General features: G+C 35.4%; 14 protein-coding genes and 3 pseudogenes. 8 read left to right on the top strand and 9 right to left on the bottom strand.

Translation table 11 applies throughout. The features are described from left to right. Nucleotides 1-3 precede the first annotated feature (3 nt). The 3 genes from OPR28_RS03910 to rsmD all read left to right on the top strand — a co-directional run bounded on the left by OPR28_RS03910 (nt 4) and on the right by rsmD (nt 5,028). Complete coding sequence (locus OPR28_RS03910) at nt 4-3,735, top strand: TrbL/VirB6 family protein (RefSeq protein ID WP_265023546.1); 3,732 nt, start codon at nt 4-6, stop codon at nt 3,733-3,735. After that, nucleotides 3,725-4,357: a WD_0853 family protein gene (locus OPR28_RS03905; RefSeq protein WP_253303722.1), complete on the top strand. Its 633-nt coding sequence runs from the start codon at nt 3,725-3,727 to the stop codon at nt 4,355-4,357. The genes OPR28_RS03910 and OPR28_RS03905 overlap by 11 nt, the downstream gene beginning before the upstream one ends. Nucleotides 4,358-4,479: 122 nt before the next feature. After that, nucleotides 4,480-5,028 carry a 16S rRNA (guanine(966)-N(2))-methyltransferase RsmD gene (gene rsmD / locus OPR28_RS03900; protein WP_182319544.1) on the top strand — a complete coding sequence of 183 codons (549 nt, stop codon included), beginning with the start codon at nt 4,480-4,482 and terminating at the stop codon, nt 5,026-5,028. Here the strand turns inward: rsmD and OPR28_RS03895 are convergent. From OPR28_RS03895 to OPR28_RS03880, 4 genes and pseudogenes are all read right to left on the bottom strand, one after another. Beyond that, nucleotides 4,986-5,300 (bottom strand): annotated as a pseudogene (locus OPR28_RS03895) (hypothetical protein); the annotation flags it as partial. The gene rsmD and the pseudogene OPR28_RS03895 overlap by 43 nt on opposite strands. A gap of 22 nt (nt 5,301-5,322) precedes the next feature. Beyond that, a complete protein-coding gene (locus OPR28_RS03890; RefSeq protein WP_265023545.1) occupies nt 5,323-5,913 on the bottom strand; it encodes a COQ9 family protein in 591 nt (196 codons plus the stop codon). A gap of 6 nt (nt 5,914-5,919) precedes the next feature. Beyond that, nucleotides 5,920-7,473 carry a Mur ligase family protein gene (locus tag OPR28_RS03885; RefSeq protein ID WP_265023544.1) on the bottom strand — a complete coding sequence of 518 codons (1,554 nt, stop codon included), beginning with the start codon at nt 7,471-7,473 and terminating at the stop codon, nt 5,920-5,922. 709 nt (nt 7,474-8,182) lie between these two features. Continuing rightward, on the bottom strand, nt 8,183-8,320 hold the full coding sequence (locus OPR28_RS03880) for a hypothetical protein (RefSeq protein WP_010962879.1): 138 nt from the start codon (nt 8,318-8,320) through the stop codon (nt 8,183-8,185). Nucleotides 8,321-8,458: 138 nt separating this feature from the next. Here OPR28_RS03880 and OPR28_RS03875 point away from each other — a divergent pair, with 138 nt between their 5' ends. Genes OPR28_RS03875 through OPR28_RS03865 form a run of 3 tightly spaced genes read left to right on the top strand, consistent with a single transcriptional unit; the run spans nt 8,459 to nt 10,231 of the window. After that, entirely contained in the window at nt 8,459-8,818 is a 360-nt protein-coding gene (locus OPR28_RS03875; protein ID WP_265023543.1) for a ferredoxin family 2Fe-2S iron-sulfur cluster binding protein, read from the top strand. Nucleotides 8,819-8,820: 2 nt separating this feature from the next. After that, a complete protein-coding gene (locus OPR28_RS03870; RefSeq protein WP_265023542.1) occupies nt 8,821-9,861 on the top strand; it encodes a hypothetical protein in 1,041 nt (346 codons plus the stop codon). Next, complete coding sequence (locus OPR28_RS03865; RefSeq protein ID WP_182309927.1) at nt 9,845-10,231, top strand: cytochrome c-type biogenesis protein; 387 nt, start codon at nt 9,845-9,847, stop codon at nt 10,229-10,231. The genes OPR28_RS03870 and OPR28_RS03865 overlap by 17 nt, the downstream gene beginning before the upstream one ends. A 344-nt stretch (nt 10,232-10,575) precedes the next feature. Here OPR28_RS03865 and OPR28_RS03860 read toward each other — a convergent pair whose 3' ends face one another. Both OPR28_RS03860 and OPR28_RS03855 read right to left on the bottom strand, forming a co-directional pair. Beyond that, a complete protein-coding gene (locus OPR28_RS03860) occupies nt 10,576-10,794 on the bottom strand; it encodes a transposase (RefSeq protein ID WP_065095234.1) in 219 nt (72 codons plus the stop codon). A 22-nt stretch (nt 10,795-10,816) separates the two neighbouring features. Then, nucleotides 10,817-11,657: pseudogene (locus OPR28_RS03855) on the bottom strand (IS982 family transposase). Nucleotides 11,658-11,742: 85 nt separating this feature from the next. Here OPR28_RS03855 and OPR28_RS03850 point away from each other — a divergent pair. After that, nucleotides 11,743-12,063 (top strand): annotated as a pseudogene (locus OPR28_RS03850) (transposase); the annotation flags it as partial. A gap of 395 nt (nt 12,064-12,458) precedes the next feature. Continuing rightward, nucleotides 12,459-14,366 carry an excinuclease ABC subunit UvrB gene (gene uvrB / locus OPR28_RS03845; RefSeq protein WP_265023541.1) on the top strand — a complete coding sequence of 636 codons (1,908 nt, stop codon included), beginning with the start codon at nt 12,459-12,461 and terminating at the stop codon, nt 14,364-14,366. Nucleotides 14,367-14,568: 202 nt separating this feature from the next. On the opposite strand, the gene OPR28_RS03840 is transcribed toward uvrB, so the two are convergent. The 3 genes from OPR28_RS03840 to OPR28_RS03830 all read right to left on the bottom strand — a co-directional run bounded on the left by OPR28_RS03840 (nt 14,569) and on the right by OPR28_RS03830 (nt 19,152). Then, on the bottom strand, nt 14,569-17,112 hold the full coding sequence (locus tag OPR28_RS03840; protein ID WP_265023537.1) for a hypothetical protein: 2,544 nt from the start codon (nt 17,110-17,112) through the stop codon (nt 14,569-14,571). 33 nt (nt 17,113-17,145) lie between these two features. After that, on the bottom strand, nt 17,146-17,352 hold the full coding sequence (locus OPR28_RS03835) for a hypothetical protein (protein ID WP_265023538.1): 207 nt from the start codon (nt 17,350-17,352) through the stop codon (nt 17,146-17,148). A gap of 378 nt (nt 17,353-17,730) precedes the next feature. Further along, a complete protein-coding gene (locus OPR28_RS03830) occupies nt 17,731-19,152 on the bottom strand; it encodes a hypothetical protein (protein WP_265023540.1) in 1,422 nt (473 codons plus the stop codon). Between the last annotated feature and the right edge of the window lie 379 nt (nt 19,153-19,531).

Raw genomic sequence — 19,531 nt, 5'->3', positions numbered from 1 at the left:
GATATGCAATCACGTTTAGGCAAATGTTGGTTTAGGGTATTACTTCTTGCAGCTTATGTGCTGATCACAGGTTGTAGTAAAAACGATATGCCTTTTCCAAGGTGTATATCTGCTGACTATTTTGGTCCTAAACCTATTGCAGTAAGCGCTCATTTTTCAAGCGACCACGATGCGTTTATTCCAGGAGATGGAGAAGTTATTGATCCTGAAACTGGCGAAATTAATTATGGTTTTCACCATAACCAAGTGGTGAAGTGGGAGGATACCGGACTCGAAACCAATGGAGATAGTTTAAAAGTGCGAGTTAATGGTGCATGGACATCTTGGAGTAATAATAACAAGAAGGAATCTAAAAAAGGCAGTTATACCTTACAAAGCTTGGAGCAGTTAAAATATGCAACTAAATTTGAAGGTAAACAAAGTGATAATAGTTTACCTAATTTTCACTTAGTTTGTAATGATTATAAACCTAGCATACAAAAATTTTCAAGTAAGCCTAATGCAAGTTGCACTGTAAATTGCAAGTGCATTAATGAAGATGATAGTGCAAATACAGTATCACGTGGTGCTCCATGTTGGTTTACCAACGGTCATGGTGCTTATCTTTTGTTTCAAACGGGGAAAGATGATCCTAACGAAAATCTAAAGTTAATGCGCGATCCTCAATATCCTACTGTACATCTAGGTTATAACTCCACAGCAGAGGGCGACAATGGATTTTTTACTTTAGACAGAGATAACACTAAATTAAAGGACAGAAATTGTAATGAGTTGAAGTTAAAAAAGGGATGGAAAATATATGTAAAAATATTAGATAGATATTACTTAGATAATGTAGGTGGCTACTCTTTTGAGTTCTTAAGTGGAGTGCAGCAGCCAAGTAGTTTTGGGTTTTTTGATTACATTTATAACTATCTAAAATGTGTATTATTGATTAACGAAAATTGCAAAGAACATTTTAATAGCAATGATCCTGCAGTTGCACAAGCTATGTTCGAAAATATAGCTGAAAAAAGTACGAGCTTTCACAATTTTGTTCTTTCCTTGCTTGTTCTATTTGTAATGATTTCATCGCTTCTTTATCTTTTTGGCATGATACGAGAAACTAAGCATGATATGCTCATCAGAATGATGAAAATCACTCTAGTAATAGTGCTTATATCTCCTGGAAGTTTTAGATTTTTCTATGATCATTTTCTTGTTTTATTCGTTAAAGGTCTTGAACAATTGATAAGTGTAATTACTAACTTTGCTCCCAACATGAACACCGGAAGTATTGCTCAAGGAGATGAAGCTAAGTTGTTTAGCTTCATGGAGGACATGTTCAATAAATTTTTTGCTTATTCTGTTTGGAAAAAGTTTGCAGCGTTTTTACATTACCAAATGTGGGCAAGCCTTCTTATGATACCGGCAATTTTCATAGGGATTGTACTATACTTCTTGTTGTGCTTGTATGCTTACATAATATTTCTCTCTGGCTTTATGGGTATAGCTTTTCTTATAGCTATCATGCCACTGTTTCTAATTTCTATTTTATTTTCACCGCTGAAAAGTCTATTTGAAGGTTGGATAAAATTCTGCATCAGTTTTTGTTTACAATCGATTATGATATTTACTCTCTTGTCATTGTTGGCTTCAATGATAATGAACACCTTTTATAGACAACTAGGTTTTACTGTATGCTACAATAAATGGTTCGAGGTAAAGTTATGTGCTCCAAAATGGGTGTTTGGCGGTTTTTGTATCGTTGATAAGCAGTACTTTGGTTGGACCCCAGGGCAAATTTTTGTACCTTACACTCTTGGAGAAGCTTCTTCTCTTAACATAGATAAAAGTATAGAAGGTATAGAAAAGATAAGCAGAGAAGGTGGTACAATAAAATTTACTGGTGGTGCTGGATATATCCCGCTTCCACCAGATTACCCTAAAGATAAAAATGGTGAACATATAAAAGGGTTTCGTTATATAGATTATCCTTTCTTTAATCCAATTCCTGGAACTAAAGATAATCCAGCAGACCACTATATTGCAGAAAGTGATATGGTAGTTAGTAATGGCTGTAGTGAAAAAGATCTAGTGCGCTTAACAAATAGTTTATCTCATGCATCAGAGAGGGCTGACATTATATTACTGATCAACAATATAGAGAAAAGGATAGGTGATGTTAGTGAAATAATAAAACGCTACTGTCAAGATATAAATAAATGCAATAGTTATAGGGAAATAATTAATGAAATAAGATCTTTAGTGCGGAGTGCGGTAGAAAAACAAGGTTGTAGAATACTGAAACTTCATGATTTATATAAGGATCCCAACAGTGAATACTGTCAGAAATGTAAAGATTGTGAGGATTGCAAAAATTATCAAGAAAATAGCGATTACCAAAGGGTGCAAGACATACAGAGAGGTTATTTAATCAATGCAGGGGAAATCTTTGTGTTATTCTTGCTTTCATTTTTAATGTTCTCCTTACGCGAGTTCGTACAACAAATGGGCTCAAGTATAGCTGGTGGTGGATTCAGCGTTTACAATATATCTAGAATGTATGAAGCATCGCCTTTGGTTGGCATAATGGAAGGATTAAAACAGCATTATTGGCAAGACGCAATTGGTGGAAAACTAGAATCTTTAGGTAATTGGGCTACTCATTTACCGGATAGATTAGCCGGAGGTACAGCTAATCTACTGGGTAGGATACCAAGAGTTGGAGGAGTGCTGAAATACGCTATTGATGTGCCACGTAAATTTGTAGGTGCTACTATTGAAGCAACGAAGTTTGCAACATCGCCTGAAAATGATGTTGATAAGCTCGAGGAAAAAATTTACAGGGCATTTGGAGTTGATAAGGAAGATATTACACACAGAAGGATCGGTAAATATTTAGATTATTATAAAGGATACGTAGGATCACATTTGGGCTATACAATAGAAGATGCTATGAAGTTTACTTGGGAGCATGGTCTTGACTCTATAGGAAAGCATGGCTATGATCATAACCTACTCTATAGAGCAAAAGAATATAGGCGAGATTTCTTAGAGAAGCTTCATGATTACACTATCGGCCGTAAGAGAGAACCAGAAAAAGACAATCCTGATCAATCAAATAAGGTAGAACGAGAGTTAGGCACGGAACTAGTAAGAGATAACCATGATCAGCCACTAGAAGAAGGCGACCCTCTTCGACTACGAGGGGGAGGTCAGCCAGATAAGGTAGTACGAGAACTAAGCACAGAACAAGAAGACAAGCCTAATCAACTACAGCATGATCAGCCAACAGAAGAAGATAAGCCTGATCAATCAAATGAAGTGACACGAAATTTAGGCACGGAACCAAAAGGTTCAGATGAAATTGATGATTTTGGATCTGCTTTTGAAGGTATGGAAAAACGTGCTGAAAGAGAAGGCAGAAGAAATCAAGATAAAGTTTACAACCTCTCACCACTTTTTGAAATGAACACTCCAGAAGCTGTAGAAAAACGTGCTGAAAGAGCTAGAAGAAAAGAAGAAAGAGATCGAAAAGACGAAGTTTATAATCTTAAGCCTTTATTTAAAGAACCAAAAAATCCAGAAGAGTACGTTAAGGCACTTTTTGAAATGAATACCCAGGAAGCTATAAAAAAACGTGCTGAAAGAGAGGAAAAAAGAAATCGAGAAGACAGTAAAAGGAAATTACCGGAACCAATGAGGAAACCAGATGCAAAAGGAGATGAGAAGAGGATTGAAGATGAAGACTAATAAAAATTTCAAAGGCCTTGATTATTATAAATTGCAGCAAGACAAAGATGGCAACATAAAGTTAAATGACTACGACGACATTTTAAATGCGCGTAGGGCAAGGGTAGACTTGTTGCGGGATAACACATCACTTGACAAGGATGTCAATTTTGCTAAATTGAATAAAGCTTTGAGTGAGAAATTTGTAGATAATCATGGTTTATTGTCTGAATTTGATAAGGAAGACAAAGAGATTGCACAAGAAAGGCTTAAGATGTCTAATATTTTAGACAATCTTGATAATCTTGCAAACATTAAAAGTGAAGAGCTATTAGAGGTTAGTTTATTGCTATCAGACCTTAGCTTCATAGAGAGAAATGTTGTACTAAATACCGATCAGAATTCTGATCTTACAGAGTTTAAAAGTCTATTTATCGAAAAAAAGGCATCTGGTAAAGAGTATAGTGAAGAAGAATGTAGAGGCTTTCTTGATAATATAGATAAAATCAATACTATAATTAAGTTAGAGTTAGAAAGCAGAATTGAAGGGCTAAATCATGATGAAAAAAATGATCATGATGATTTACAAGATGAGATTGGTCAAGCAATTAATGCAGCAGGCAAATCAGAAAAAGATAACTGATGAGTCTTGTGTTTGTGTTTTTCTTACAAGCGACTCGATAGCTTCTCTCTATTAAACTGCTAAAGCCATATTGACATTAATCATATAGTATAAATAATTAATTATTTTGGAGATTATTTAATATGCTACGCATCATTGCAGGCAAATATCGCGGAAGAAAAATAACTACAGGTAAGCATTTAGCTGCACGGCCAACTATGAGTATTGTCCGAGAAGCAATATTTAATATGCTTTCCTCAAGAAAACCTATTTATAACTTGAATGTACTTGATTTATTCTGTGGTAGTGGTTCTTTTTCATTTGAAGCGCTTTCTCGCGGCGCTAAACATGCATTCATGGTGGATTCAGATTATTACAATTTGCAACTGCCTAAAAAAACAGCAGAAGATTTTGGAATTACGAACAATGTCACGCTAATTTGTTGTAGTGCTAACAAATTGCCACAACCTATTTCAAAGTGCGATGTAGTTTTTATAGACCCACCTTACAATAGCAATCTAGTTGAATCAACGTTGAATGGACTAGCTCACTCAGGCTGGTTAAGTGATGATGCATTGATAATTCTAGAGATTAGGAAAAACGAAGATTTTGAGTGCAATAAAAACTTCAGTATAATCTTGGAACGCACCTACGGTATAGCGAGAATAATTTTTCTTTCTCTATTAACTTGAACTTGCATATACTTTTCATTGATGAGTTCCAGTTCTATTTTCGTCAAGTTTCCGGAGAAATTACTTATTCTGTACTGCCCTAGATCAAAATTTTTATTAAATTCAGAGTCTATTAAATATTCATGTGCTTCTTCAATAAATTTATTTTCTTTTTCTTCGTAACTGGTGTATTTTGTTGTACCATTATTATCCTCACGATAAACTAAATGTTCTTTATGATCAGCATGAATATTTTTATTTTCACAAACCTTTTCAGGATCGTGCTCAAGTACTTTTCTACCAACAATCAATAGCTTATAAGAAATTTCCTATGATTCCTTTTAAGCGAGTTTTGAATTTTTGAAATGTCATGACATTGTTGATACGGTTATCAAGAAACGATAAAGTATCCACAAAATCTTCTGAATAATCATTGATAAAAAAAAGTATCGTACTTAAGTACACTCCAGCTAATATTGCTCTTTTTGTATAGTAGTTAAAATCTGTTGATTGGTCATGAATGCCATACCAAATCGCACTAATAGTTCTGTATAAAAGTTTACTAGAAAAATATGTATTTTTTGATGATACGGAGAATAATAAAACATTTTTTAAAAGTTCTCTATAATTTGGTAGCTTAGCGTAATTTGAAAGGCGTATTTGAATGGCTAACTTTACTCGCTCTCGCACTTTCATATCTTCTAAATTAGAATTCCTTAGTTCAGCTTCCATTGAGCTATTTAAGTCCTCTGCTATGTGCTCCAAAGCGCTATATATTCCATTCTGAAATTTGCAAAAGCTATTAGCTAGATTAAGGTCAGTGCACACCTTTAATAGGGTTTCATCGCTTATCCCTTCAAATGGAATAACCCTAATTAGCTTATCTATTATTAACTTTTGTTCCACGCAACATCATACTAAACAGCATGTGTGATTGTACCTGAGATTTTCAAACATTCTACAAAATGCTTCACCACGTTCCTCGAAATTTTTCCATTGATCAAAAGAAGCACACGCGGGAGAAAGTAATATTGTTACTTCTTCTGCGCTATTTAAGGCCTCTTCAAAAGCCAATCTGAATGCATCTTCTAGATTGCAACATTTAACATAATCTACTTTATTCTCCATAACATTTGCAAAAGCTTCGGTTGATTCTCCAATAAGAAAAGCTTTTCTAACCCTTGTAAAATGCTTGCTTAATGATTCTATTCCACCTTTTTTGCTTCTTCCACCAGCGATCCAATTTATGTTTTCATAAGATAAGATCGCCTTTTCGCTCGATTTTGCATTAGTTGCTTTGCTATCGTTCACGAAAAACACATTTCTTATTTTGCCAAGCAGTTCATTCCTATGCCTCAGTCCTGAAAAGGACTTGATTCTATTGATAATAGTGTTGCTATCTACTCCAAGTACCTTACATACGGCATATGTGGCTGCTATGTTTTCTGCGTTGGATATTAGGTTTATTTTCACGTCGCTTACTGATAAGCTATGATTCTCTAGTTTTAACGAGATCTTCTGGATCCCAGTGCCCCTTTTGTCATCCAAGTAGCTGACACTGGGATCCAGATAATTTCGATCTATACCAGTAATCTGTTCACTATAATCAAGCAAATTGTTACCTGCCAATGATATTAGATCTCTTGCACCACCCTCTGTCATCTGAGTAGTTGGCAATGGTTTTTCTTTTCTGGATTCCAGCGTCACGCGCTGGAATGACATCGGGGAATATGTTACTGAGATTGGAATTTTGTCTCCAGTGAATTTGTTGAATATATCAGCAGTAATCTCATTGTCACATCCTATTACGGCAACCTCACTACCGTTTATCAGTTTTAATTTAGTTGCTATGTAGTTCTCCATACTTCCATGCCTATCTATGTGATCTGGTGTAATATTGAGCAGTGCTGAAATGTCCACGTTAATTTCATTCATCAACTCCAATTGAAAAGAGGAGAGTTCGATTACATAAATTTCTGCATCTCTTTCTAGATCCAAAACAGGAACGCCTAAATTTCCACCAATAGCTACTTTTTTCCCTGCAGATTTTAATATGTGCCCTATTAGTGATGTAGTGGTTGATTTACCATTTGTTCCTGTGACGCCTATTACCTTCTGGTTCGTAGTTTTAGCTTCAAGAAATAGCTCAATGTCTGATTTTATTTTGCAATCAAATCTCCTTGCAAGTTTTACTATCCAATGTGGCTCTGTTGGCACTCCAGGGCTTAAAACCAATGCACTGATCTCATGCCAATTGTATTCCTTGGGATGAATAAAATTACATTTTTTATACATCATTTTTGCATTTGCTATTTGCTCTTCATGATCATCCCATGCATATATTCTTGCACCACTCTTTGTTAGAGCGTTAATGGCGGATAAACCAGTTTTACCAAGACCAAAAACCGCGACGTTTTGATTTTTGTATTTGTTTAGTTGCACTGCTAGATAACTTATGCGAACCATTTTATAAAGATATCGTACAAACTACAACAGACTTCTTGCGTAGGTTATAACTGTCATTCAATAGAAACGAAAAAACTTGCTTGACAAACTCCGCCAGCGCCCTTATCATGAAACTGAAGCTATTGTATTTGCTTTCGCCAATCTGCAGATTAAAAGGTAAGGATTACTTAATGTATCGGCGTCTTATGTTCAATTTTTTGCAGTATATAGATACTGTATGTCTTTACAAAACTTCATCTACATCTAGATTTTTATCTAAATAAGCTGAACGCGCTTATAAAGCGTTACAAGACATCAAAAAATGCCAATACTCGACAGAGATAGTAAAAGACTAGCTAACTCGGGGATTCTTTGTCTTTTTTTCTGCTTGGTAAATTTCTTAAACATTTGCAGCGTAGGTTAGTTGCAATTAAAAGCAGCTGAATCTCGCTTGTCAAGCGTTTAAAACATAAAAAACGCCAATATTTTAAAGCGGATAATAACCACGGGGCTTCTTTTGCCTTTTTTTTTATTTGGTAAATTTCTTAATGTTTGTGGCTGAACGACAACCGTCATCCCGCTACTTGTTAGCGGGATCTCTTGTTAGCAGCTGAGATACCGCGAATGAATCGCGGTATGACGGTTCGTGGCGGTATAGCAATTCGTCATCCCGCTACGTGTTAGCGGGATCTAGAGATACCGCGGCGGTATGACGTAGAGCTCGCGTTAGCTATACTTTTATGCTTACTAACTTAATAAAATTCCTGGATCCCAGTGTCTGGGCACTGGGATGACAAGAAGAAGGCACTAGGATGACAAGAAGAGGGCACTGCCGTCTTGGATGGAAACCAGTGTCAGCTACTTGCATAACACCCTTTTTTCTGGAAACCAGTGTCGGCTACTTGGATAACAAAAAATAGGCACTGGAATTGCAAAGAGTTTGCAAATGTTAATCGTTACCTGTAGAATACAGAGAAATTAGTAAGAATTTTAATAGGGAAATAATATGCCATCTGTTACTTTTGTTTTACCTGATGGGAGTAAGAAAAGCTATGAAGCTGCAGAGGGAGAAACTCTGCTTAATTTAGCCCACAGAAGTGATCCAGATCTGCTTGAAGGTGCATGTGAAGGCTCTCTTGCTTGTTCTACATGCCACGTGATTGTTGATCCAAAATCTTATGATGCTGTAGAAACGCATAATCCCATATCTGATGAGGAAAATGATATGTTAGACCTAGCTTTCGGCTTAACAGAGACATCAAGACTTGGGTGCCAAATAAAAATCACAAAAGATATCGACGGCTTGTGTGTAACCATACCAAGGGGTACAAGAAATATATCATTGGATAAACAGGGGAGTGATTAGCTATGCGTAAGATTTTTATCTATATTATCATCTCTTTACTTTTGTTTATTCCTGTAGCGTATAGTGGTTTTTGGTATTTTTCTGCATGTAAGGTAAAAAATCTTTTAGCTGAAACAATACTATACATTAACGACGAAAAATTTGATATTTCACATGATTTTAGTGGATTTCCTTCTAACCTAATTTTCCGTGTGATAAACCCAAAATTTTCCAATGAGCAATTAACCATCTCATCTGATGCTTTATTGATAAAAAATAGATTGTTTGATAAATCAGTATATATCTACATACCAAGCAATGAAGTCAACATTGTTGTTCATGGTGATGAGAAAAAGAATATAAAATGCCACACAAACGATAGCAGCCACTTTGTTGTTAGACTAAATGATTTACCATCTTCATTGCGATTCAACAGAAATAGTACCGTGATAGACTATATAGATACACTTCGTTACGAAGATTATGGATTAAAATGTGATGTTTCAGAAAATCAGCAAAGTGTTATAACTGAAGTGAATGATAAAAGTAATTACATTCAATTTCACCTCGATAAAGAACCAAGTGGAAATACTAAACTAGGATTTGATTTTTATACTTATCGGTATAAAAATACTGCAAGTCCTGAAAATTACCTTAGTATCGACACTAAATTTGATTACGAATTTGTAAACCACATCTCAGCTTCCAGAGTTAATTTCAACATAGAGAAATTTTTAATTCAAAGTAATAATTTTTCTCTTGCTGCAGATGGTGGAGTGCAAAATTATAATTTGGTTACGTCTTCATTTAAAGACAAAATCAACGTGGCTATATCAAATTATAAAGAATTAATCTCGTTTATGATTGGTGACTCAAAAACTTCAGATGTGTTTGAAAAATTAATGTCTTCCTTATCAGAAAAAACAACTGATGATGGCATTCAATTTTCAATAAAGTACGATGATGATGTAGGGTCAAGCTTTATTGGAAAGTTATCCATCACTGATTTTATGAACCAACTCAGTAAAATAATCCAATTAACCAAGAATGAGAATAGTAATTAGCTTACTTTTCATATTGATATTCCACTCAGGCGTAAACGCTTTTACTCTGGATAATAAACTCAGAGATAAAAGCATGGAAAAACGAGCAACCAGTTTATTTGAAATAATAAGGTGTCCAATATGTTCTGGCGAATCATTGTCTGAATCTGGATCTCAGATCGCGTATGATATGCGAGAAGCAATTCGTAAAAAAATCAATGATGGATACACAGATGAAGAGATAATCTCAGAGTTAAAAAATTCTTACGGCAATTCAATTATAATCGTACCGCCTATAAAATCTAGCACTTACATTTTGTGGTTTATTCCACTTACAACTCTGCTTATTGGGTGTTTTTTAATACAAAGATACATCAATACAACCACTTAAACCTTTTATATATAGCTAAAGTGACTTAGGTTCTCTAATTGCACATAAGTCAACAATAATTTTCACACAAATCAAAACAGCATATCTTCTCCATAATCCTTGGTAATTTTACATAAGTTAAAAGTAGCATATGGTTCTCTCCGCGGTCTGAGATGACAATAAATTTGTCAAGCCGCATTATACTTGTTAGGCGGAAGTGGACGGCAACATGTTTACCACGAAGTCTAACTAAGTTCTTGCTTGTCCCTTCCATCGGCATTGCTATCTTTATTTTCAATAAAATTATTGTCCTATGCTCTTTTGATGTTTATTGATAATAAAATTCTGTTTTATCAACCAACATCCTATGCATAATTACAGCTAATTTTCTTGCTACTGCTACAATTGCTTTTTTCATTCCTTTTTTCTTCGCAACCCCAGTTTTTTAATTTAAATGTCCTCTTGGTAACTGTAAGCATTGTTTGTGCAGCTTCATATAACATACTTCTACATTCCGCTGGTCCCATCTTTGATATGCTGCCATGCCGATCAACTTCTCCAGAAGAATATTGCCTTGGTGTCAACCCTATATACCCCAGTTGCGGATTAGCCAACGAAGTAAAGCTTAGAAATGCAGCGGCTGCATGGAATATGAAACAAGCGTAGAAAAAATGTGTACCAAAAAATTTATCGGTGATCTATGGCGAGTATGCTCAATCTCAAATTTGTTTTTCAGAGAGCCAAAAACTGTCTCAATAATCGATCTTTTTCTTAACAAAATCTTCTCATTTAGCGCCATTAATGAGTTTTTCATACCCTTTTTTATACTGGTTACAAGCTTTAACCCTCTATCGAATAATTCGTGAAAAAGATCTTTTTTGATATATCCTTTATCTCCAAACAATAATCCAGTCAATTTCTTAGTTAAATTTGGCACAGGTATCAACGTTGCCTTTTATCACCGTAACCCCTTGAATTTCGCCAGTTTCATTGATTACTAGATGTACCGAAAAACCACCCATAAGTAGTCTTTCCAATCTTTGCCAACCCTTTGAAAACTTTGTTTCTCGAGGTCCTTTTTGGATGGCAAACAGCGATAGATGTTGCATCTATGTACGAAATCCCTGTCACTTTTGACTGTTCGCAAAACCATTGCATTAAGAGCGCTAAATACCATAAAACCCGCGATTTTAACCTGATAAACCTACTATAGGATGGCAATTTTGGAAACGCTGATTCGTATAATAATTTCAAATAATGCACATAGAAAATTTTAAAATTGTCGCACTTGATATAGCAATATTATGGTAAAAATCTCTGAATGCGTAATCTCTGGCGTCCTGGTTGGTTTTTTGCCACTTGGTAGAAGTTTTTCTGCAAAATTTTCATCGACTGTATTGCAAAAATCATCGACTATACAAAAGATTTCTGTTACTTTTTCTTTCATTGGTAACCTCCTATTTTAGGAATGAATATCAAATACCTCGGAGTTTACCCTATTTCCTTACCTTTTCTATTTTTTCTAATTTACAACTGGGGTTAGCAGTGCTGTGAGAATGGTTGAAAGCGCAAAAGAAAACCTCTCGGAAGTTAAAAATATACTGGTCGATGCAGGTTATACAGGAGAAAATTTTGCAACTAAAATAAAAACGATTATTGGAGCAACTGTAGAAGTAATAAAACGAAGTGAATTACATTCCTTTGCTGTATTGCCACAAAGATGGGTTGTAGAGCGATCTTTCGCTTGGTTAGAAAAATGCAGACGATTGTGGAAAAATTGCGAGCGAAAACTTAACACTAGCCTACAAATGGTCGTTCTTTCCTTCATTTCTCTTCTATTGAGAAGATTTTAAACAGGTTCTAAATCTTTATTTTAAAAATGTCATATTGACCACCGGTACCTGAAAATACTATTCCAATTGATCAGAGCTATCCATTTCCTTAATTTTTGTAACGTTGTCATAGGAGTACTATAACTTTAGTATCAACTATGTTTTATTGTTTTTGCATCTAAAAAAATTTAGCTTATTCAAGCAGCATTTTGCCTTTTTTTGGATGTAGGGATTTTTTAGGAATTGTCTTCTTGAATTCTATGGTATTTTGTTTAACATTGAAACAAGATTCCAGTGTCAGCTACTTGCATGACATTGTTGGTTAATGTTTTATGGCTTTACGATAGCTATACAACTTATCTTAAAAGCAATATAGTGTTTACTATACAATGAATCAAAGATAGTAAGTAAAGTCTATGGAATTTCAAATCGCTACACATTTTCAACCGGCTGGGGATCAACCACAGGCAATCGATAGCTTAATTGCAGGGCTAAATAGCAATAAAAGAGATCAGGTTTTGCTTGGAGTTACTGGTTCTGGGAAAACTTTTACTATGGCAAATGTTATTGCAAGGACAAACAGGCCTGCATTAATTATGGCACACAATAAAACTTTAGCAGCACAGCTTTATGAGGAAATGAAAGGATTGTTTCCCCATAATGCTGTTGAATACTTCATTTCTTATTATGATTATTATCAACCTGAAGCCTATTTACCACAAACTGATACTTATATCGAAAAAGATTCTGCAATTAACGAAAGAATTGAGATGCTGCGTTATTCCACCGTCTGCTCCCTTTTGGAGCGCAGGGATACGATCGTAGTTGCCAGTGTTTCCTGCATATACGGTCTTGGTTCGCCTGAGAGCTACCGCAGCATGATCATACCGCTTAGTGTTGGAAATAAAATTCGTATTAATGATTTCCTGAGCAACTTAACTGATCTTCAATACAAGCGCTCTGATGCCAGGTTTGAGAGAGGATATTTCAGAGTGCGCGGCGATATTGTTGATATATTTCCTTCCCATTATGAAAATAAAGCTTGGCGTTTATCGTTATTTGGCGATGAAATAGAAGAAATTTCTGAAGTTGATGCTATAACGGGCAATGTTACCAAAGGCGTAAATAAAATCACCATTTTTCCAAATAGCTATTACATAACCCCGCGTGAGGCTTTGTTGCAGGCAATTGAACTAGTCAAAAAAGAGCTGCATGAACGCTTGGATTATTACTACTCGCAAAACAAGATTGTTGAAGCAAAGCGCCTCGAGCAACGCACTAATTTTGATATCGAAATGATGAGAACAACAGGAATATGTAAAGGTATTGAAAATTATTCGCGTTATCTCTATGGAATGGAAGCTGGGGATCCACCGCCTACTTTGTTTGAATATTTACCCAAAGACGTAATTTTATTTGTTGATGAGAGTCATGTCACCGTTCCTCAGGTTGGTGCGATGTACAGTGGTAATGAGGCGCGTAAAAAGAAATTGATCGACTATGGCTTCAGGCTCCCTTCCGCTTTTGATAATCGTCCATTAAAATTTGAAGAGTGGGAGGGAGTTAGGCCGCAGACTGTTTACATTTCAGCCACTCCAGGAAAGTATGAGTTGGCAAAGACCAATAATGTATTTATAGAGCAAGTTATCCGTCCAACAGGGCTTACGGACCCAATCTGCATTGTAAAACCAATAGAGAGTCAAATTGATGATGTAATTCATGAGGCACAAGTGACAATAGGGAAGGGATTTTGTGTTTTAATCACTACATTGACGAAAAAAATGGCTGAAAATTTAGCTGAATATATGAGTGAATTGAATATGAGAGTGAGTTATTTGCATTCTGATATTGCTGCGCTGGAGAGAATAGAAATTATATACAAATTGAGATCTAAAGAAATCGATGTTTTAGTAGGTGTTAACTTGCTGAGGGAAGGTCTTGATATTCCAGAGTGTGGGTTGGTTGCAATTTTGGATGCTGATAAAGAAGGATTTTTACGATCAGAAACTTCATTAATTCAAACGATCGGTCGTGCTGCGCGTAATGCTGAAGGTAGAGTAATTTTGTATGCAGATAAAATCACTGGTTCTCTGGACCGTGCATTAAGAGAGACCGAAAGAAGAAGAAAAAAACAAGAAGAACATAATATATTGCACAATATTGTCCCAAAGACTATAATAAAACCTATATCAAACACCTTACAGGAGAGGGCAATAGCAGAACCGAAAGTAAATACTAATAAGGATGATTTGAGAAAGCAAATGATAAAGCATGCTGAAAATTTAGAATTTGAAGAAGCAGCAAGAATAAAAAAATTATTGTAAGGTTAAATAACACATGATGTAATGTGCATAGTATAAAAATGTAAATAATTTTATTGATATCTTTATATTAATACTTTTTAAACATTTAGTACGGTACAATATTTACAATGGACAAGAAAAACCACCGACAGCATCCCCAGGGTCAGGAACTTTGGCCCTAACCTTAATAAAACGCTTAGGTGGCTGAGAGCAGTGGATTAGATCAATTGCTTCTAAATTTTTTTATGGGAGAGTGCTGCTCGGCCTTAGTGGCATACAGGTCTGTGGATATTGTCAATTCTTCCATTCCCACACTCAATTCTAGAGTACGTTTTGGCGATCTTTCTCCAGTATTCTCACAACCTATAGACTCATAACCACTTGTTGTTGCCTCAGCTTTAGAGCTTACGTTTTCAGCATCAGTCGCCTCCGCTGAAGAGATACCGCTGTCTTTATTATCTTCGGACTTCATCTTTTCAGCTTTTGATTTACCTTCAACAGGCCATCGCTCTTCCCTAAACGACTTTACTTCCGAAGCATCATAAGTACGGTTAATCCAGTATCCACCTTTGTCTTTTGTAATTGAAATATATTCTAATACGCTTTCATCGGGATAACAGGTTTTAATTGCTGCTTTAGGGAATAACCTATGTTCTCGCACCTGAAAACTTACCCATTTGTCCTTTTCAGATTTCACTGCCTTTTCGACGATGTTAATGTCGATATCTTTTATTTCTACTTTTCCCTCATGCTCCCGACTAAAAAGTTCTTTTAAGTTAAGTAAGGCACCACGACTTATATTAGCAACAACTGTTGTTTTTTGGTTTTTCTCACAATGAGAAAGAAATTGAAATGGAAACTCATTGAAATCATAGGCTTCTTCCTTATTGACACGATACTCTTCTTTCGTTTTATCTATTATCTCCTGTAAATATTCTTTTACATCAACACCATCATCAATTAAACTAGCAATCTTCCCATTTTTTACAATAAAGTTAGTATGAGGAGGATCCAAAGCATAATTATTTAAGTTAAACCAATAAAGCAATGCTTTAAACAACTTTTCTTCTTCCTTTTCCTTAGTAACTTGCTGTTTTTCAGGTTCCTCATTATAAATGTTCTCCGTATCTTTTAGAGAATCTTCAGAAACCCCAGAATTTAAGGACATTGAATTCTTCCATGCTCTAGGAGAAGGAATCGATGATGATCTTTTCTGATCCGGAATATTATCCTCTGTTAGCATACCTTCACCAGCACCTAAAGATAGCTGTGATTGACCACAAGTGGATTGACTTGAATCTATTTCCCCCAGCATCCCCCGAAAAGGCTCTGTTTCTTCCTCTTTTTTTGATCTTCGCCTGGGATGCTTCTCTAACCCTTTACCACGACTTCGCTTGGGAAACTCCTGTGTCGGTGATGACAATTCAGTTAAGCCAGAACTTGGACCACCACTTGAAGAATGTGCAACAGAATCCTTAGGTTTCGGAGGTGAATTACTATCATAACCACTGTCTGTATCTTTTTTCCTTTGGTTGGGCGGTGTTCTTGGTGGCTCAGGCGATAATAACCCATGCCGACTTCTAAAATTCTCAAGATTAACTGCAAATTCAAAATGTCCGTTTATTTGATTATATGCAATTGGAGACTCCATAATTTTAGGGAGTAAAAGAGCAATCTGCTTATTAGAGAAAGCATAAACAGGCCCTTGAGAACTGCTAATTTGTCCAAGCTCGTCTTTAGTTTCACCTTTAATATTGCTAAAAACAACGTCACCTAAAATCTCGTAAAATTTTTTCTTAATCTTATATGCATCTTCCTCACTCAAAGGAACCACCTGACCATTTACTTCTACTAAAGGTATAAGAGCAAAACTATGACCACTCTTTATTTTGTCTTTATTTGTAAACACATCATATTCGTAACCTTCAATAAACTTTCCTGTTATTTTAAAAATTAAATCATTAATAGCATCTTTGCAATTTTCAACTTTGGAATCTATGTTGCCTGGAGTTTTAAAATCAAACGCTATTCGCTCTTTAACATATCTTACTATATCCTTGATGACATTAATGTCGGTAATATCTTTAATATATAACTTATTATCTCTTTGTTCATAAAAAATTGAACTATTATTAAAACCACATTCCTCCAATCTTGAGTTAAATGCTTTAACATATATATCCTTAAATATCCCAAGAAGTTTTGAAGGATTTTGATTCCCTTTCTCCTTAAAATACCTGTCGCCAAAAGATATACAGTATAGATAAGGAGAAGATCTATCTGTTCTTTCTAGCTGCACAGACCTTCTCACACATTTTAAAGCTTCTTCCTCTGTCATTCTTGCCATTTCTTCTAGATACCCAGTAGCTCTTGCTTCCACGCGCTCCTGAAACTCATTAACAAAATGAAGCTTCAAGTTACGGATTACTTCACCATCCATAAGATTTGCTAGCTCTACTACTTTCACATTTTTATTTATAAACTTCCCTTTTTTATTAAAACCGACATCAAAAACAAATGGAAAACAGTTTAAGTTATAGAACCCATCTGCTGCCTCTTCAGTACCATAGTGCCGATTTATTATCTCCTCTCTCACCTCCTTCAAATATTTCTTTATATTTCCATCACATCCAAATGAACTGACAATCTTATCATTTTTTCCTTTCGTTCCACCCTGCACAGTAAAATTAGTATAAATATTATCAGAAAAATAATTATTTAAATTAAACGCATTAACTAGTTCTGTTACAAAAATTTTTGTTGGCATAACCACTCCTATTAAAATTACTGTAAAATGATATTATTTATTATTACCTTTACTGTTACCGGCACCAGTAGAGCTACACTTATCCATTTGCGTATCAGGTTTATTACTTTCACGTTCCCGCATCTCTTTCTTATACTGCTCACGTATTTCCTTATTAGGACCGTTATATTTTTCATACCTGCTGCTTGTAATCCACCCTTTTGAACTACCGCTATCTTTTTTATCATTACCACTATGCATATTAACCCCCAAGTAAAAATATTGTGTAACTAATATACTAAAAATAAATTGTAGTGCAAGCACTTTTTTTATGTTTTTTAGTATAAATTTTATTCACTCTTTAATTTTCATAAAATTCAGTTTTCTAGATTCCGCTAACACGTGGCGGAATGACGAGCTGTCGACATCTATCTATATGCCCCTGGATTCCAGCGTCACACGCTGGAATGACAAGTCATTGGCAACCCTAAGTTCCCTACGTCATACCGCGATTCATTCGCGGTATCTCAAGCATAGATTCCGCTAACACGTAGCGGAATGACGAACTGTCGACACCTATCTATATGCCCCTGGATTCCAGTGTCACGCAGTGGAATGATAAAGAAAGGACATTGGGATCTAGCCTCTCGATAGTGTGCTGACATTTTTTCCTACTAACTGACCTTCTATACATTTCTCAACTTTTACATCATTAGTCAATCCTTTTGGTGGTTGAGCACCATTCACAGAACCTTCATTCTCAGCACCATTCCAAACACCCATTCTAAAATTGGCAAGTTCTTTTGCAAATTCAGTGCAAAGGTTATTCGTTTCTTGTTCATTAGCAGACTTGTTTATTGGTGCTTCTTCTCTTTTAACCTTGTCAAGGTCAGCCACTTTAGGCCTGGTTGCATCAGTAGATTTAGGTCCTGGTATAATATCGCTAATATTACCACTCCTTTCCCTTTTGTTCTTACTAGAATGTTCTAAAGTTTTTTGAACAACTCTTGGCCCCATCCCCATCGTATTCGTTGCAGGTTTCGGTGGACACACCTCTTTCTTCGGTTCCTCCGGCTTCGTTTTTTTCTCTTCATTCACTTTTTCTGGTTTTTGTGAATTTTCATGATATTTTCTTTCAAGCTCAGCAAGACGCAATAGATGTTTCAAAGGATCTGACACAGCTTCAAGCTCTGGTTTGCTCAGAGGAATTGGCCTTACAAATCCTGGTGAAATTTCAAAAAGGAAAACTGGCACTTTAGGTTTTTCTCTTTCATCTACCTTGATTTCTACGTCTTTATGAACTTCTTTAATTGCTTCTAATGATGTTTTTTCTGCTTTTTTATCTTCTTTTTCTGTAGATGCCTCTACCGCAGCCGCCAACTCAACTCCAAACATCTCTGCGAACATTGTAACAATCCATCCGACAACAGCCATTTGTAACCTGAGTTTCAGATCTTGCAATGCAGTTAATCTTTCTAACGCCCTTGTAAACTCTTCTTCTGATAACTCACCACTGCCTAATTTTTCCTGCAATTCTTTTATCTCTTTGTCCAACCTCTGATCGAAACTTAAATCGCGTGCAAAAATCTTCTTGATTAACTCCTTAAGCTTATTACGCAAAAAGTTAATTATCGCAGCAAGCCAGTTTTTTTCTTTCTTCTCCTTGAGCATTTGGTAGATTTTCGGATCATCTACATCTACTTCAAAAAGGTTAAAGAGAGATTCAAAGAAATTCCAGAAATCTCCCAGCGGTTTTTCACAATTGAAGTAACCATCATCATCACCTTCTCCGATATGTAGCTCTTCTTGAGATGATATTTCATCGATACAACTAGAAGCCTGACGCTCACACTCGAGCCTCCTGAGCAAATCTTGTCTGGTGGGCTCCTCTATGGCTGCTTTTAGTTCATTTAACTTCTGCTCTGCAGAGAAATCTTGCTCCCTGATTTTTCCTTGGAAGATTGAGCTACCGTTTCCGTTATTATCTGAAAAATTTTCCATTATTTTTGCCCCCTCAATAAAATTACTATCTTTATTATTACCTGAAAAGCTTTCCACCATTTTTACTTCCTTCATAAAACTTAATAATTTAATTCTACAGTACTAAATATTTAAGAACTATTAATGTAAAGATGTCAATAAAATTATTTACATTTTTACACTATATATATATATTATATCATGTGCTATTTAACCTTTCAATAATATTTTTTATTTTTACTGCTTCTTCAAACTCTAGCATGCGCTTTTCTTAAATTATCCTTATTAATATTTGCTTTTGCCTCTATCCCACTTTTTCTTGTAAAGTATTTGATATAGATTTTATTATACTCTTTGGCATAACATTTGCAACATACTTTATCTATAAATGGAAATTATTATACTTGCAGCTAGACACAATTTGAAATAATTTACCTATAAAGTTAAGGAACGAGATCCC

The organism is Wolbachia endosymbiont (group A) of Epistrophe grossularia, assembly GCF_947251435.1.
GTDB classification, from domain to species: domain Bacteria; phylum Pseudomonadota; class Alphaproteobacteria; order Rickettsiales; family Anaplasmataceae; genus Wolbachia; species Wolbachia pipientis.
The sequence above is the reverse complement of the archived record's forward strand: the minus strand, read 5'-3'. Positions and strand labels throughout refer to the sequence as shown.